We start from the raw sequence: 14832 nt of genomic DNA on the forward strand, positions 1-14832 counted from the left end.
GCTGCTGGTACAACTGTTTCACTAGCGAGACAGATGATGCAGACGGCGCGATAATCGCCGCGCCGTTGCATTCTGCTCGACAATTTGAGATATATCACGCAGAATGCATCTTAATTTCAATAAGTTCACGTTCGACGAGATAATGATCACGATTTATTGATAGGCTACTTTTTACCCTGACAACAAACAATAATGGCAAAAAGAGTACATCGCTATGCATCCACGATATCACGCCCCTTTTGCACAATTTTCTGACACACTGCAACACGCCTTGCTACCAATACTTGAACGTCCTGACTTTGTCGGGATGTTGCTTGCTGACGACGTAACGACCCTTTGTACCCAATGCGATCTGACGCCAGAGACGTTAGCCTACGCCTTACTCCCCCTTGCGGCTGCCTGCGCCATTGCCCCTATTTCTCAATTTCAAGTGGGTGCCGTTGCTCAGGGCGAAAGTGGCAACCTCTACTTTGGTGCCAACATGGAGTTCACTGCCGTGCCGTTACAACAAACGCTGCACGCAGAGCAGAGCGCCATAGCCCATGCCTGGCTGCGCCAGGAGCTCGGTTTGACCAGTATCACGGTGAACTACACGCCCTGCGGGCACTGCCGTCAGTTTATGAATGAACTGAACCGGGCGAACACGCTGCATATCCACCTGCCGGGGCGCGAACCCGCGCAGTTGCACCACTATTTACCCGACGCTTTGGACCGCAGAATCTGAATATCACCACGCTGTTGATGGACCCGGTCAATCACGGACGCACCCTGCTCGATGCCGATCTGCTGGCGCAGACCGCGTTGGACGCCGCAAACCGTAGCCATGCGCCTTACAGCAATGCACTGAGCGGCGTCGCGCTGGAAATCGATCGCGGCACAGTGTATACCGGGCGCTACGCAGAGAATGCCGCGTTCAACCCCAGTCTGCCGCCGCTTCAGGTGGCATTGAACCTGATGAATCTGGCCGGTGAAGATATTCACAGTGTGCGCCGCGCGGCGCTGGTTGAGCCGCGCAATACCACCATCAGTCAGTGGGTGATGTTGCAAATTATTCTGGCGGAAGACGGGTGTACCGACGTACAGCAGCACTTTATCGACTGATACAGCGCACAAAAATGATGGATGAACCGGGGAGCATTGACAAAATATTGTGACGCAAGTCATGTGTAACTATTTTAATTAACATTTTCTGTACATATTTTGTGGGTAATTTAAGATCCGCGCTGTCATGTCGTGTCATTACCTAAATTCGTTTCTGTTACCCGAAGAGTAAGAAAAGTCATGGAATTAGAATACGAAAGCAAACGCGCCCTCTACATCCCTTATGCTGGCCCCATTCTGTTGGAATTCCCTTTGCTGAACAAAGGTAGCGCCTTCACCAATGAAGAGCGTGCCAACTTCAACCTGCATGGCCTGTTGCCTGAAGCCGTGGAGACCATTGAAGAACAGGCAGAACGTGCCTGGCGTCAGTATCAGGAATTCAAAAATGATATGGAGAAGCACGTCTACCTGCGTAACATTCAGGATACTAACGAGACGCTGTTTTACCGCCTGCTGGACGCACACCTGACCGAAATGATGCCGATCATCTACACCCCAACGGTCGGTCAGGCGTGCGAACACTTCTCAGATATTTACCGTCGTGCTCGCGGCTTGTTTATCTCCTATCCGAACCGTGAAAACATCGATGACATGCTGCAAAACGCCACCAAGCAGAACGTGAAGGTGATCGTGGTCACCGACGGTGAGCGTATCCTTGGCCTGGGCGACCAGGGCATCGGTGGCATGGGGATCCCTATCGGTAAACTGTCGCTCTACACCGCCTGTGGCGGCATCAGCCCGGCTTATACCTTGCCCGTCGTGCTGGATGTGGGCACCAACAACCCGCAGCGCCTGAACGATCCACTCTATATGGGCTGGCGCCACCCACGCATTACTGGCGAAGAGTACGATGACTTCGTAGAAGAATTTATTCAGGCAGTAAAACGCCGCTGGCCGAACGTGTTGTTGCAATTTGAAGACTTTGCGCAAAGCAATGCCACGCCGCTGTTAAACCGTTACCGCGATGAAATCTGCTGCTTTAACGACGACATTCAAGGCACCGCCGCCGTGGCGTTGGGCAGCCTGATTGCCGCCAGCCGTGCTGCTGGCACACAACTGCGCGATCAGACGGTCACCTTCCTGGGTGCCGGTTCCGCCGGTTGCGGTATCGCCGAGCAAATTATCGCACAGATGAAATCTGAAGGTCTGAGCGAAGAAGAAGCGCGTGCCCGCGTGTTTATGGTGGATCGCTTCGGTCTGCTGACCGACAAACTGCCGAACCTGCTCGATTTCCAGAGCAAGCTGGTGCAGAAGAGTGAATTGCTGATCGAGTGGGACGTTGCCAGTGACGCTATCTCACTGCTGGAAGTGGTGCGCAACGCCAAGCCGACTATCCTGATTGGCGTTTCTGGTCAGCCGGGTCTGTTCACGGAAGAGATCATTCGTGAAATGCACACCCACTGCGCACGTCCTATCGTGATGCCGCTTTCCAACCCGACCTCCCGTGAGGAAGCGCGTCCGGAAGATATTATCCGCTGGACCGACGGTGCAGCACTGGTCGCAACCGGAAGTCCGTTTGCGCCGGTTAAGCACAAGGACACGCTGTTCCCGATTGCTCAATGCAACAACTCCTATATCTTCCCCGGTATTGGCTTAGGCGTGTTGGCTTGTGGTGCCAAACGCATTACCGATGGCATGCTGATGGCCGCCAGCCGCGCATTGGCAGACTGTTCACCGCTTGCCAACAACGGTGAAGGTGCCTTGTTGCCTGACCTGAAAGACATCCAGGATGTGTCTCGCCGTATCGCGATGGACGTAGCAAAAGCCGCGCAGTTGCAGGGAGTGGCAGAAGTGACTTCCAGCGATACGCTGGCGAAGGCCATTACGCACAACTTCTGGCAACCGCAATACCGCAGCTATAAACGCACCTCGTTCTAAGCGTTTCTGTCACCTGAAACACAACGGCCCCGATAATGGGGCCGTTTTTATTTGTGTTGAGCTACGGGCGTAATTTGGGGTCGAGCGCATCGCGCAAACCATCCCCTAGCAAATTAAACGCCAGCACGGTCAGGAAAATCGCCAAACTGGGAAACAACGCCACATGCGGTGCCATTACCATATCAGCCCGCGCCTCATTGAGCATCGCCCCCACTCTGGCGTCGAAGGCTGCGCCCCGAGGCCAAGAAAAGAGAGGCTAGCCGCCGTAATGATCGACATGCCCACACGCATCGAAAAATAGACCACAATCGACGAAAAGGTGCCGGGAAGAATGTGCCGCAACAAAATGGTGCGGTCAGATGCGCCCAGGCTACGCGCCGATTCCACGTACGTTTGCTGTTTCAACACCAAGGTATTACCACGCACCAGACGCGCAAAGGCCGGAATGCTGAAAATCGCCACGGCGACAATCACATTGGGCATACCGCTGCCCATCACCGCCACCACGGCAATCGCCAACAGAATCCCCGGAAAGGCAAACAGCACGTCACACAAGCGCATAATCAGCCGATCCCAGATCCCTTCATAGTAACCGGCCACCAGCCCCAGCAATGTACCGATGATCATGCCCACCTCCACGGACAAGATGCCTGCCGCCAGCGAAATACGCGCGCCGAGCAGAATACGGCTGAAGATATCGCGACCCAGCGCATCAACGCCGAGCCAATGCAGCGAAGAGGGTCCCTCGTTCAAACGGTCATAATCGAAATAATTTTCCGCATCGAACGTAGCCAGATAAGGCGCAAGTAGCGCTACGACGATCAGTAGCAGCACAAACACGCCCGCCATCACGGCGGTGCGCTGCAACAAAAAACGTCGCCAAAACTCACCGAGCGGAGTGCGGATGGTGGTTTCCCGCAGCAGCGGCAGCGTTGCCAGCACGGCCTTACGTCGCCAATGTTTCATCGCGGTTCCTTATCGATAGCGAATTGACGGGTTGATTGCCGCATAAAGCACATCCACCAGCAGGTTAATGACAATAAACTCCAGTGAGAACAACAGCACCAATCCCTGAATCACGGAGTAATCGCGCATCTCCACCGCGTCCACCAACAAGCGCCCTAACCCCATATCGTTATACACATCTTTCTAACGCACTGTTTAATCAATGAGTTACGGGTTTATCTCAGAGTGGCATTTTGAACCTCAAAAAGCCAATGGGATGGCTTGAATGCCTTAATTCACGGGGTTCTGAGCATCCTGTTCAAAAAATGGCCAAAAGATGTGTATAACGATATGCCCTAACCCCGGCCAGTTGAACACTTTTTCCACCACGATAGACCCGCCCAGCAAAAAGCCAAACTGAAGGCCCATCATCGTCACCACCGGGATCAGCGCATTGCGCAAACCATGTTTGGTTATGACCAAAAATTTGCGGACCCCTTTGGCACGTGCGGTGCGCATGTAATCTTCTTGCAGCACATCGGCAAAGGAGGCGCGCGTGAAACGCGCCATCACGGCCGCAACGGCAGCGCCTAGGGTTATTGAGGGCAAAATATAGTGACGCCAGCTCTCCGCTCCGACGGTGGGTAACCAACCCAGCTCAACGGAAAACACCTGCATCAACAGCATCCCCAACGCAAACGATGGAAATGACAGACCGGATACCGCCAGCGTCATCCCCAGACGGTCAGGACAGCGATTGCGCCAGATAGCGGAAATCATGCCGATGCTCATGCCGAAGATAACGGCCCACACCATGCTGGTTAAGGTCATATCGTTATACACATCTTTTGGCCATTTTTTGAACAGGATGCTCAGAACCCCGTGAATTAAGGCATTCAAGCCATCCCATTGGCTTTTTGAGGTTCAAAATGCCACTCTGAGATAAACCCGTAACTCATTGATTAAACAGTGCGTTAGAAAGATGTGTATAACGATATGGGTTAAGGTAAGCCAAAGCGTCGGCAGAAAGCGGATGGCAATCTCATTGGCGACCGGGCGTTTAGAGGCCATCGAGGTGCCCAGATCGCCTTGCAACACATGGGTAAAAAATCGCCAGAATTGTTCGTAGAGCGGTCTATCCAAACCTAAATCCTGCCGAACCATGGCAATCACGGCAGCATCAGCCTCACGCCCCGCCATCAGGCGCGCAGGATCGCCTGGCAGCAGGTGTACAAACATAAACACCACGACCAGCACAATCAGCAAGGTGGGGATCATGCCCAGCAGCCGTTTGAGGAAGTAATTCAGCATAACAACATGATTATCCTTCTTGTTTCATTGTCTGGCATGGCGTTCTCTGCTCCCTGTTTTACACGCGGCGGCAACACGGAAATTACCAGGTTCTCAGCCGCGTCTATCACGCGGCTGAGAAAAAAAACCTGCATCACTTATTGCGCCAAATCAGCCTCATCAAAACTGAATGCGGTATCAGGCATCACGTAGAACCCACTCAGTTTCTTGTTGTTAGCTGAAACCAGCTGTTCCGTCACCAAAAACGCCCAAGGAGCATCCGCCCAGATTTTGTCCTGCGCGTCTTTGTACAGTTTTTCCTTCTGCGCGCGATCGTTGGTCTTCAACGCATTCGCCAGATCGGCATCCACTTGCTCGCTGCTGTAAAATGCCGTATTAAACAGAGCCGGCGGCCAGGACGCTGTGGCAAACAGCGGTGTCAGCGCCCAATCGGCTTCCCCGGTTGAGGCAGACCAGCCGGTGTAGAGCAGGCGCACACCGGTTTCCTTCACTCCCTTGCCTTCCACTTCGGCGGCACGCTGCCCGGCATCCATCGCCGTAACCTGCACTTTAATCCCTACCTGCGCCAGCTGCTGCTGGGTAAATTGCAGTACTTTCTGTGCCGTACTGTGGTTATGTGATGCCCACAGTGTGGTCGTAAATCCTTCCGGGTAGCCCGCTTCTTTCAACAGTTCACGCGCTTTTGCCGGATCATAAGGCCACGGTTGATACTGCTGCGCAAAATCGATGCTCTTTGGCAAAGGTCCCTGTGACGGAACCGCGTAACCGGAGAATGCTACCTTGATCAGCGCGTCTTTGTTGATGGCGTAGTTAATCGCCTGCCGCACCTTGATATTGTCAAACGGCTTTTGTGTGACGTTAAAGCTGATATAACGGTGCAAAATAGAGGGCGATATCACCACCGCCAACTGGTCATTTTTCTCCAGCACCTTGGCTTGCTCAAACGGCACCGGGAAAGCGAACTGCGCTTCACCCGTCTGGAGCAGCGAGGCACGCGTGTTGTTATCCACCACCGGACGCCAGGTAATACTGTCGAGCTTGGGCAGCCCCGCACGCCAATAACCGGAGAATTTCTCCACTTTCACATAGTCCGTCTGGTTCCAGGTGACAAACTTTTAAGGGCCGGTGCCCACTGGGTGAAAACCAATCTCCTTGCCATATTGCTGCAACGCGGCAGGCGAAATAATCACCGCCGCAGGGTGTGCCCACCTCGTTATACACAAGTCCGCAACGCCTTATATGCCAAGGGTTAGCGGGCTGAAATCACCTCGTTATACACATCTCTGTTCGTGCCTGAGCGCGCGTAGCGTTTCGGCGGCCGTCATGACTTTCTGCAAGCCTTTCCAGATAGTTTTTGCGCCTGGTTCACCGTCGCCTTTTCGAGCAAGAAAGCCTCCGAGTTGCGCAACTAAGCGCAATACTTCGTTTAGCTTAGGGCGGCCCTTGGGCATACGCTTGTTCATCAGTAGGTAAGCTCCATGAGTCTCGTCGGAATCAAAGAACAACATTGCGTCCAGCTCTGGACAGGTTCGTTCCATACGCATTAAATAGGCGATGCGCCATGCCACGATCATGAACAGCGCCAATGCCCGCTCAATGCGATCCACGGTCGATAACTGTAACGCTTCGACACAGCAGCCGTTCTTCAGCACATTGAAGAACATCTCGATTTCCCATCTAGCCCGATACCAGTCGATCAGCTCCACGATATCTTCTCGTCCTTCAGGTACGCGATTGCTCAGCAACCGCCACTCGACCGGCTTCACGCCTGCTGGCGGCTCAATTTCCTTGGCTATCACACAAGTCACTGCCAACCCGCAACGCAGCGACACTCGCTTCACGCGCAGCGCCTGTTTCACCGTACGCGCCTTCTGCCCCGCGCGAGCCGCCATAACGAATTGGATTTCTCCCACCGGCACGGTCTTTCCAACCTTCTGCCAAAGCTTCTCATTACAGTCCAGACTGCGATTATGAGTCGAGCGGATCAACCAGTCAGCCGGAGTGCCAAGGTCATCAGCGAGCTGCATCAACGCCTTGATATCCGCTTCGCGATCGGCTAAGTACACCAGACGTGTGTTTGGCAACTCCGAGGCGAGTTCAGCAACTCGCTCGTATCCCTCGAGCCAGCGCGTACTCTCCTTGAGCCCATCGCGTTTTCCGTCTGCATCCTTCGGCTCTCTTGCCCACATCCACGCATCCAGTACGCCCAACCCCACGCGATCCGGACTGACCGCGTAGGTCGGATGCAGGTACAGACCACGCCTGGCTTCGTAGTTCAAGGGACCCAAGCCTTGGATTTGCTGCCCGTTGAAGTCAAGCTCGGTAGTGTCTTGGATACACAGCACAACCTCGTGTTCTCGGATCCTTTCCTGCGTACGCTGCCAGTGAGGTTGCAGAATGTCTCGCCATTCGAATGCTTGGTTCTCCATGAAGCGGTAAGCACCCAGCGTCTCAGACCATCCGAGGCACGCATGCGGAATGCTGGCTTGCGGATTCTCAGCCAGCCGTATCAAAAGCCCTTTGGCACGCTTATTGAGCCTCGTGTCACCAAGATTTACCCCTTCCAGTTCTTGGTGTGCCCAGCCATCTGAATCCCGTATCATTTTTCAGCGCCGTAAATGGCGATAGTACACGTCGGTTTCACTTCATTTACAACCCCACCGGCTGCCTATTTCAGCCCGCTAACCCTTGGCATATAAGGCGTTGCGGACTTGTGTATAACGAGGTGGGCTTGGGTTGTGCCGCAGCACAGTACCTGGCAGCGGCGGGCACAGGACATTTGACGCTGCTGGATTTTGACACCGTTGCGCTTTCCAACCTGCAACGCCAGGTTTTGCAACGCGATGCACGTATCGATATGGCGAAGGTCACCTCTGCGGCTACGGAGCTGGCCGCGATTAATCCCCATATTTCACTCGAGTGCATTAACGACGATCTGGCGGATAAAGCCTTACAGGCGCTGGTAAACCGCCATCAGGTGGTACTGGATTGCACCGACAACGTAGCGATACGCGATCGTCTTAACCGCTTTTGTTTTCACAGCAAAACGCCGCTGGTTTCTGGTGCCGCAATTCGCATGGAAGGCCAGATCAGCGTGTTTACCTACGGTGAACAAGAGCCCTGCTACCGCTGCCTGAGCCGACTGTTTGGTGAAAACGCGTTAACCTGCGCCGAAGCTGGGGTAATGTCCCCGCTGGTTGGTATCATTGGTGCCTTACAGGCGATGGAGACGATCAAACTGCTGGCGCATTTTGGCGAACCGGCCGTCGGTCGGTTGGTATTGTATGAAGCCATGACCACACAGTTTCGCACGATTACGCTACCCAAAAGTCCACACTGTGAGGTGTGCGGACACTGATCTGGCTGCGGTAGCGCTGGATCCCCCCATAGGTTGAGCACATTTTTGCTTAGCAGCTATTCTTCTATTGTATATTGTATTGAGTTATCAGACTTGAACCTGTCACCCAAGGGTGCCAGAGTATCACGGGTATTTTGCGTCAAGGTTGCGAAATAACATCCTGATGAGGAATGATTAGAGGGGAATAACGCATGAGCAACGCATTTTTGCAGGCTATCAAGGTTCGCCGTTCCATCTACGCCATCGGTTCACATCTGCCGATTTCTGAAGAGAAAATCACCGAGATCGTCACTACAGCAGTCAAGCAGAGCCCGTCATCTTTCAACTCGCAAAGCTCTCGCGCCGTGATTCTGTTCGGCGCGCAGCATAAGAAACTGTGGGATATCGTCAAACATCAGCTCCAAAAAATCGTGCCTGCGGATGCTTTTGAGTCCACCGAAAAAAAACTGGCCTCATTTGCTGCGGGTGCCGGGACCGTGCTGTTCTTTGAAGATACTGACGTGATCGAGACGTTGCAAAAGCAGTTCTCGCTTTATGCAGACAACTTCCCTATCTGGTCTGAACACGGCACCGGTATCGCGCAGTTCGCCGTCTGGACCGCCTTGGCACAAGAAAACGTCGGTGCATCACTACAGCACTACAACCCGCTGATTGATGACGATGTGAAAAAAGCGTGGAATTTGCCCGCGCAGTGGAAACTGCGGGCGCAGTTACCGTTCGGCTCCATTGAGCAACCTGCCGGAGAGAAAACCTATATTGATGACGAAATCCGTTTTCGCGTTTTCAAATAAGGAATAAACCGCACAAACGTTCAGGGGCGTATTTACGCCTCTGAATCAGCGCGGAGCAAACACCTCAATGGCTTTCTGTTCAATGGTAAAATATGCCGGAGTGCGGCCAATCAGTTCACCATCCGCGTTGATATCGTGTGGTCGCCGGGTGTTCAGTATCAACTCTGTCGTGGAAAAAGCCCGCACCTGACGCCAACGCCCTTGAGGGCCATGGCGTAGAGATGGGATCAACGCAACCATCTGCCACCAATGGGTCACTTCAAGGCTGTAGACATCAAGCAGCCCGTCATCTGGCGCGGCACGCTCTTCTACCGCCATACCGCCACCATAAAAACGCCCGTTACCCACTGAGATTTTTATCGTTCTGACACGTTCGGCCATGCCTTCATGAACAATTTCCGCACGAAATGGCCGACTTTGGCGCAACAGCTTACAGGCAGCCAGCGCATAGCCAAGCGTTCCCCAGCGTTTTTTGGATTCAGCCGTCAGTTCACGCGCCAAAGCAGCAGAAAAACCGATACTGGACACGTTAAAGAACAGGTGACCGTTCACCTTTCCTAAATCTACAGCTCGACGGTGACCAGCAACGATAACAGAAATGGCATTTTTCAGATCGAAGGGGATACCCAGCGTGCGAGCAAAATCATTGGCCGTTCCCAGCGGAAGCACTCCCAGCGGCAATCCTGTCGCCACCAAGCCCGAAGCGGCCGCGTTCAGGCTGCCGTCGCCGCCCCCGACGATGACACTATCGACGCGATCGGCATAATGCTCGATCAATTCGCTGTAAGTCATCGTTAGGTCTACGTTGGGAACGATCACCCGCAGTCCCTGCGCCGTCAGCTGAGCCAGCACCTCTTTGCGTGCGCAGTCGCCCTTCCTTGATTTTTCAGCAAGTAATACTCTCAGAAATAAAGGGCATTGCCGTCATTGTCAAGCCGTTCGTATGGCGATTCCTGTCACGGGAGTTCAGCGATCAGCACAAGGTCGCGACAATCGCACGATCGGCATTAAAGCAGGCTGTCACCGCCATTCCCACGCGCAGTTTTTGCTGTGTAACCTGCTCGTTTGGCACCGTGGCGCAGAGTGTCTCGCCGCTTGCCAGTGCGATCAGCACTTCGCTGCTATCCTGTCCCGTTTCCAGCGATGACAGTGTGCCAGTCAGCTCGTTATCGGATTGCGGCCGTGTTGCTACGGCATCGTATACCGCAATCCAGGGCGCTTTAATCAACACCAGCACTTCTTTACCTTCATTGAGCCCCAATCGCTCGGCGCTCTGTTGGGTCAGTAATACATTCACCGCCGTCTTTCCATCGGCCAGCAGTACGCTCAGATGCTGCTGAACCGCGTCCCGACTGCGGGCTTGCACCGTACCAAAGAATTGGTTGCGGGCGCTGGTTTGCAGTGAAAAACGCGCGATGGCGGCCAGCAGGCTGTCCAGCGGCAAATTATCATCTTGCAGAACGTCAAACGCCTTTTGCTGTATTTGTGCCAGCAAATCATAGAGCTGAATCAATCGTTCGCCATAACGCGTCAGCGTGGCCCCACCGCAGCCTTTACCGCCGGTCATGCGCTCTACAATGGTCTGCTCTGCCAGTTGATTCATTTCGTTGATGGCATCCCAGGCGCTTTTGTAGCTGATACCTGCGAGTTTGGCACCTTGGCTAATGGAACCGGTGTGACGAATCTGTTTGATCAGCTCAATGCGTCGTGGGTCGGCAAAAAGACGTTGTTGTAATTTGAGTGTCAGAAGGATTTCAGCTTGCATGGTCACGGTCCAGGGAGATTAAAAAAGACAAAACCGAACGTGCGTGACGTTCGGTACAGCGCTATTGTCGCGCGTTTGAGCGGTGCGGGCAAACCGCACAAATGGTCACATTAATTCTTACAGTTACGGTACACTATTCACCATCACCCGTAATGATTTTTCGTTGCGGTACGTTGAGATTCGCGATGAATGTCGCGTGTATTGAGAAACGGACCGTTAGCGATAAGTGAGGTAAGCATGTTGGATTTGCTCAAAAGTCTGCTGTTTGCAGTTGCCATGGTGCCTATGATGATGGCGATCATCCTCGGTGCTATCTACGGTTTAGGCGAAGTATTTAATATCTTTTCCCGTATTGGCCATGCCGATGAACGCGTTGTAAGAAAGTAACCCCACTAAATAGCTGTTCCTAATACCGCTACACTTTTGCCTGTCCATGTTTTCCACTGGGAAACGGGCTGACAGTTTCCATGAAGCGGCGAACCTTGTTCAGTAACTGCCACATTGAACAGCATTGATGATTGCGGGTAATGGTTTCATGCAACGCCTGCCATAACCGCTCTACATGATTTACCCATGGTGAGTACACCGGCTGATAAATAACCCTGAATTTCGGGTTTTCTTCCAGCCAGCGCTGCGTCTCCCGGCTTTTGTGAATAATGTAGTTATCAACTATCAGCGTGAGCGTTTTTGCCCGTCTGTACGTTGCTCTCAAATGCTCTAAAATACTGATAAAAAACACGAAATTTTACTGTTTCCTCCAACATAGCTGACTTTTCCCGTCCCGCTGTGTAATGCACCCGACAGATAATATTTCTCGTTCTGGCCCGGCGTCACGATGCGTTTCTGCTTCCCGCGAACCTGCCAGTCCGCGCCAATTTTGGGATTCAGATGAATATCCACTTCGTCTTCGTAAAAGACGGGATGTTCCGCGCTGCATTGTTCCAGCGCCATCGCGATGGCCTCCATTTTTTCTTCCTTATGCGGGTCGCGGATACGCAGCGTAGGAGCTGCGCGTCGCCACACCAGACCGGCAGAAGGCCGCCAACGGCGCACCGTGGAAGCATGCAACTGGCAACCGGTTATCTCATTGATTTTTATCGCTAGCAGTTCCGTGCTCCAACGCGAACGCTGATAGCCAAAATCATGAGGGGAACGCTTTACGAGCTGGATTAACAGTGCGCAGATCTGTTCAAACGGCCAGCGACGGCCACGACCGGGCCGCAGAGATTTGAGGCCTTCAATGCCGTACAGGGTGAGCCAGTTAATCCATCTGCCGATTGACGAACGGGCGCAGCAAAGCATTCTGGCGACATCGCTCACGCGCTCGCCCCGGTGCAACATCAGGATGGCGGTCAGCCTGCGGGCGTGATTCTTGTCACGCGTTTTATGGATAGTTTTCTTCATCAGGCGTCGTTCGTTACGGGGTATCGGTGCTATGCTCGACATCGCTCAGTCCGGTTGATGATGATGCGGCGTGCGGTATTTGAAGCCAAAACGTGCGATAAATGGCAGGCTACTTTTCTTTCCATCAGTGCAACGAAATTACACTGTCATTTTTCATCAGAGGCACTTTGGTCTGTTTGAGTGGTACGATCAACGGGACAATATTTGTAGATGCTGGTCAATGAAACACCATACAGTAATGCAAGCTGTTTTCTGCTATGACCATTCGCCAATAATTTTTGAGCTTCCTGTTGCTGTGCAAAAGATAGCGACTGAGGTCTGCCGCCAATACGTCCCCTAATTATTGCTGCTGCTAAACCTGCCTTAGTACGCTCAACAATCAGTTCTCGCTCCATCTGTGCCAACGCGCTCATCACATGAAAGAAAAAACGGCCAGCGGACGTAGAGGTATCAATGGCATCCGTCAAACTATGAAAATGAATGCCTTCATCTTCCAGTTTGGATATTAAAGTAATCAAATGTTTAATGCTGCGACCCAGTCTATCCAACTTCCAGACGACTAAGGTGTCACCCGATTTCAGTGCATTTAACGCGCGTTTTAATCCGGGTCTCTGGTCTGTTTTTCCGCTGATTTTATCCTCAAAAATCTGCTCACAATTTGTACAAATGAGTGATTTTCGCTGTAAATCGGTGTTTTGGTCATTTTTTGACACCCTCATATAGCCTATTTTTGCCATTTTAGCCCCTTATCCTCCCTCTGAAAGCTTTGTTATCACTGGTTTTGGTCAAAATCTTAGCTAAATTGTCGAGTTAAAAAAACCTTGGTTTGTTAGAAACGGTAGATTGTGCAAAAAATGCACTGGATAAACGGACTGGAGGAACGGTCAATGGCGACATTATTTCACAGGGTGGTGTACTCTCACTGAAGGGGGATGATCGCAAGCATCTGGGTATTCATAATCAGGATGGTAGCGTTCGCATGTGGCTCTACAAAGACAAGGGCGGCGATGGCGTTCGACTAAACAACGGCAATGACGGTGGTGGTGAGTACGTTTTCCATAAAGACGGTGGTTTTCGTGCCCCTTCTTCGGTGTATGCCGGAGCTGCAAGGATAGCCCATGACGGCAATATCTACGGTAGCATGTGGGGCAATCAATGGCTGAACATTTACCTGAGAAATACCTTCCAGCCCAAAGGGGCCTACGGCCAACCGAATACGGCGAAGCGCGAGGTCAACGGATGGTGGAAATGCGGGGATACGGGGTTAATTATCCAGTGGGCGAGATACGGAAAAGACAAAGGGTCAGGGACATACGATTTCCCGCTGCCCATAAAGTTTTCCACCACAGGATTGTTCTGTATCGGCTATGCTGGCGCGGCGATAAACTTCTGGGCCTATGAGCAGTCCCAGTCAGCCCATCTGGTCGATAACGCGACCGTCAGGGTGACAGTGGATAACAGTCTTGAAACCGTGGTTCTGGCGATTGGTTTCTGAAGGAGGATCTGGCCAGTCGATATCCGTGGCTGCGCTGATATCGACACGGTTTAGCAGCACACGGTATTTTTTCCAGACCAGCAGTGCCGCTTTTTCGGCTTCTGTCGCCATGTCAATGTCTACCGCATCCTGCAACGGCGCTATAAATTTTCCTGCCTGTTCAAGTAGATAATCGCGTTTATGAGTCGCTTGCTCCCTGAGTTCATCTGCTGTATAAACGCGTGGAACAACCTCACCATCGATAAAACACCATTTTCGGTTAGGGGCCATCTCTTTAGGCCATTCTGATACTTCTGCTATGCTGCATCCTTCGGGACAGAAACCGCTGATATCGTAGCCCATCGAGCGTATAACTCCATCGGCTTCATACTCGACTTTCATCGTATCGGGCTGAAAGCTTTTCTGGCACTCATACCAGTCTTGATCATCTTCCGAGATAAGGAAAATCGCCCCAACAGCGTATTCTAGCGCTTTTTTATCAACATAATCAGTGTGATAGCGCTTAAAGTTTTTAATATTTTTCATCACATAAACCACACATTTATCCAGTTACCATTAACGTTTTTTTGTAGGATACGGCGCTGAACGAAATCTACATAGTTATCACCATTACCGTTATAGACACCAGTAATCACATAATGAGGTTCATCCCGATAGCCTGGCCCCTTCCATACCTGAACCCATATCGTTATACACATCTTTTGGCCATTTTTTGAACAGGATGCTCAGAACCCCGTGAATTAAGGCATTCAAGCCATCCCATTGGCTTTTTGAGGTTCAAAAT

The 14832-nt window shown here is 52.2% G+C and carries 10 protein-coding genes and 7 pseudogenes; 6 read left to right on the forward strand and 11 right to left on the reverse strand.

Annotated elements, in window-relative coordinates; genetic code table 11:
* Positions 1-214: 214 nt before the first annotated feature.
* Both cdd and ACWWJF_RS26200 read left to right on the forward strand, forming a co-directional pair.
* A pseudogene (gene cdd, locus ACWWJF_RS26195) lies at positions 215-1101 on the forward strand (cytidine deaminase).
* A 180-nt stretch (positions 1102-1281) separates the two neighbouring features.
* Positions 1282-2979 carry an NAD-dependent malic enzyme gene (locus ACWWJF_RS26200; protein ID WP_455871360.1) on the forward strand — a complete coding sequence of 566 codons (1698 nt, stop codon included), beginning with the start codon at positions 1282-1284 and terminating at the stop codon, positions 2977-2979.
* A 61-nt stretch (positions 2980-3040) separates the two neighbouring features.
* Here the strand turns inward: ACWWJF_RS26200 and gsiD are convergent.
* The 6 genes and pseudogenes from gsiD to ACWWJF_RS26230 all read right to left on the reverse strand — a co-directional run bounded on the left by gsiD (position 3041) and on the right by ACWWJF_RS26230 (position 7838).
* Positions 3041-3945, reverse strand: a pseudogene (gsiD, locus tag ACWWJF_RS26205) (glutathione ABC transporter permease GsiD).
* A gap of 9 nt (positions 3946-3954) precedes the next feature.
* Positions 3955-4110, reverse strand: a complete 156-nt coding sequence (locus ACWWJF_RS26210; RefSeq protein WP_455871361.1) for an ABC transporter permease subunit — start codon at positions 4108-4110, stop codon at positions 3955-3957.
* A 105-nt stretch (positions 4111-4215) separates the two neighbouring features.
* Positions 4216-4755 (reverse strand): annotated as a pseudogene (locus ACWWJF_RS26215) (ABC transporter permease subunit); the annotation flags it as partial.
* A 177-nt stretch (positions 4756-4932) separates the two neighbouring features.
* Positions 4933-5235: pseudogene (locus ACWWJF_RS26220) on the reverse strand (glutathione ABC transporter permease GsiC); the annotation flags it as partial.
* A gap of 137 nt (positions 5236-5372) precedes the next feature.
* A pseudogene (gene gsiB, locus ACWWJF_RS26225) lies at positions 5373-6452 on the reverse strand (glutathione ABC transporter substrate-binding protein GsiB); the annotation flags it as partial.
* A 54-nt stretch (positions 6453-6506) separates the two neighbouring features.
* Complete coding sequence (locus ACWWJF_RS26230; RefSeq protein WP_455871362.1) at positions 6507-7838, reverse strand: IS4 family transposase; 1332 nt, start codon at positions 7836-7838, stop codon at positions 6507-6509.
* A 107-nt stretch (positions 7839-7945) separates the two neighbouring features.
* On the opposite strand from ACWWJF_RS26230, the pseudogene moeB reads away from it, so the two are divergent.
* Both moeB and ACWWJF_RS26240 read left to right on the forward strand, forming a co-directional pair.
* Positions 7946-8593 (forward strand): annotated as a pseudogene (moeB, locus tag ACWWJF_RS26235) (molybdopterin-synthase adenylyltransferase MoeB); the annotation flags it as partial.
* Positions 8594-8784: 191 nt separating this feature from the next.
* Entirely contained in the window at positions 8785-9384 is a 600-nt protein-coding gene (locus ACWWJF_RS26240; protein ID WP_455871363.1) for a nitroreductase family protein, read from the forward strand.
* A 45-nt stretch (positions 9385-9429) separates the two neighbouring features.
* Here ACWWJF_RS26240 and ACWWJF_RS26245 read toward each other — a convergent pair whose 3' ends face one another.
* Positions 9430-10290, reverse strand: a complete 861-nt coding sequence (locus ACWWJF_RS26245; RefSeq protein WP_455871481.1) for a lipid kinase — start codon at positions 10288-10290, stop codon at positions 9430-9432.
* Positions 10291-10357: 67 nt separating this feature from the next.
* Entirely contained in the window at positions 10358-11149 is a 792-nt protein-coding gene (gene modE, locus ACWWJF_RS26250) for a molybdenum-dependent transcriptional regulator (RefSeq protein ID WP_455871364.1), read from the reverse strand.
* Between the two features lie 237 nt (positions 11150-11386).
* Between modE and ACWWJF_RS26255 the strand changes: the two genes are divergently transcribed.
* The gene (locus ACWWJF_RS26255) at positions 11387-11536 is read left to right on the forward strand and encodes an AcrZ family multidrug efflux pump-associated protein (RefSeq protein ID WP_455871365.1); all 150 of its coding nucleotides are present in this window, start codon (positions 11387-11389) and stop codon (positions 11534-11536) included.
* 28 nt (positions 11537-11564) lie between these two features.
* Here the strand turns inward: ACWWJF_RS26255 and ACWWJF_RS26260 are convergent.
* Together ACWWJF_RS26260 and ACWWJF_RS26265 are read right to left on the reverse strand one after the other, a co-directional pair.
* Positions 11565-12595 (reverse strand): annotated as a pseudogene (locus ACWWJF_RS26260) (IS630 family transposase).
* A gap of 104 nt (positions 12596-12699) precedes the next feature.
* Entirely contained in the window at positions 12700-13290 is a 591-nt protein-coding gene (locus ACWWJF_RS26265) for a recombinase family protein (protein ID WP_455871366.1), read from the reverse strand.
* A gap of 89 nt (positions 13291-13379) precedes the next feature.
* On the opposite strand from ACWWJF_RS26265, the gene ACWWJF_RS26270 reads away from it, so the two are divergent.
* Positions 13380-14048: a hypothetical protein gene (locus tag ACWWJF_RS26270; protein ID WP_455871367.1), complete on the forward strand. Its 669-nt coding sequence runs from the start codon at positions 13380-13382 to the stop codon at positions 14046-14048.
* On the opposite strand, the gene ACWWJF_RS26275 is transcribed toward ACWWJF_RS26270, so the two are convergent.
* On the reverse strand, positions 13965-14573 hold the full coding sequence (locus tag ACWWJF_RS26275) for a tail fiber assembly protein (protein ID WP_455871482.1): 609 nt from the start codon (positions 14571-14573) through the stop codon (positions 13965-13967). The genes ACWWJF_RS26270 and ACWWJF_RS26275 overlap by 84 nt on opposite strands.
* Positions 14574-14832 lie beyond the last annotated feature (259 nt).

The sequence above is a fragment of the Symbiopectobacterium sp. Eva_TO genome, from assembly GCF_053848865.1.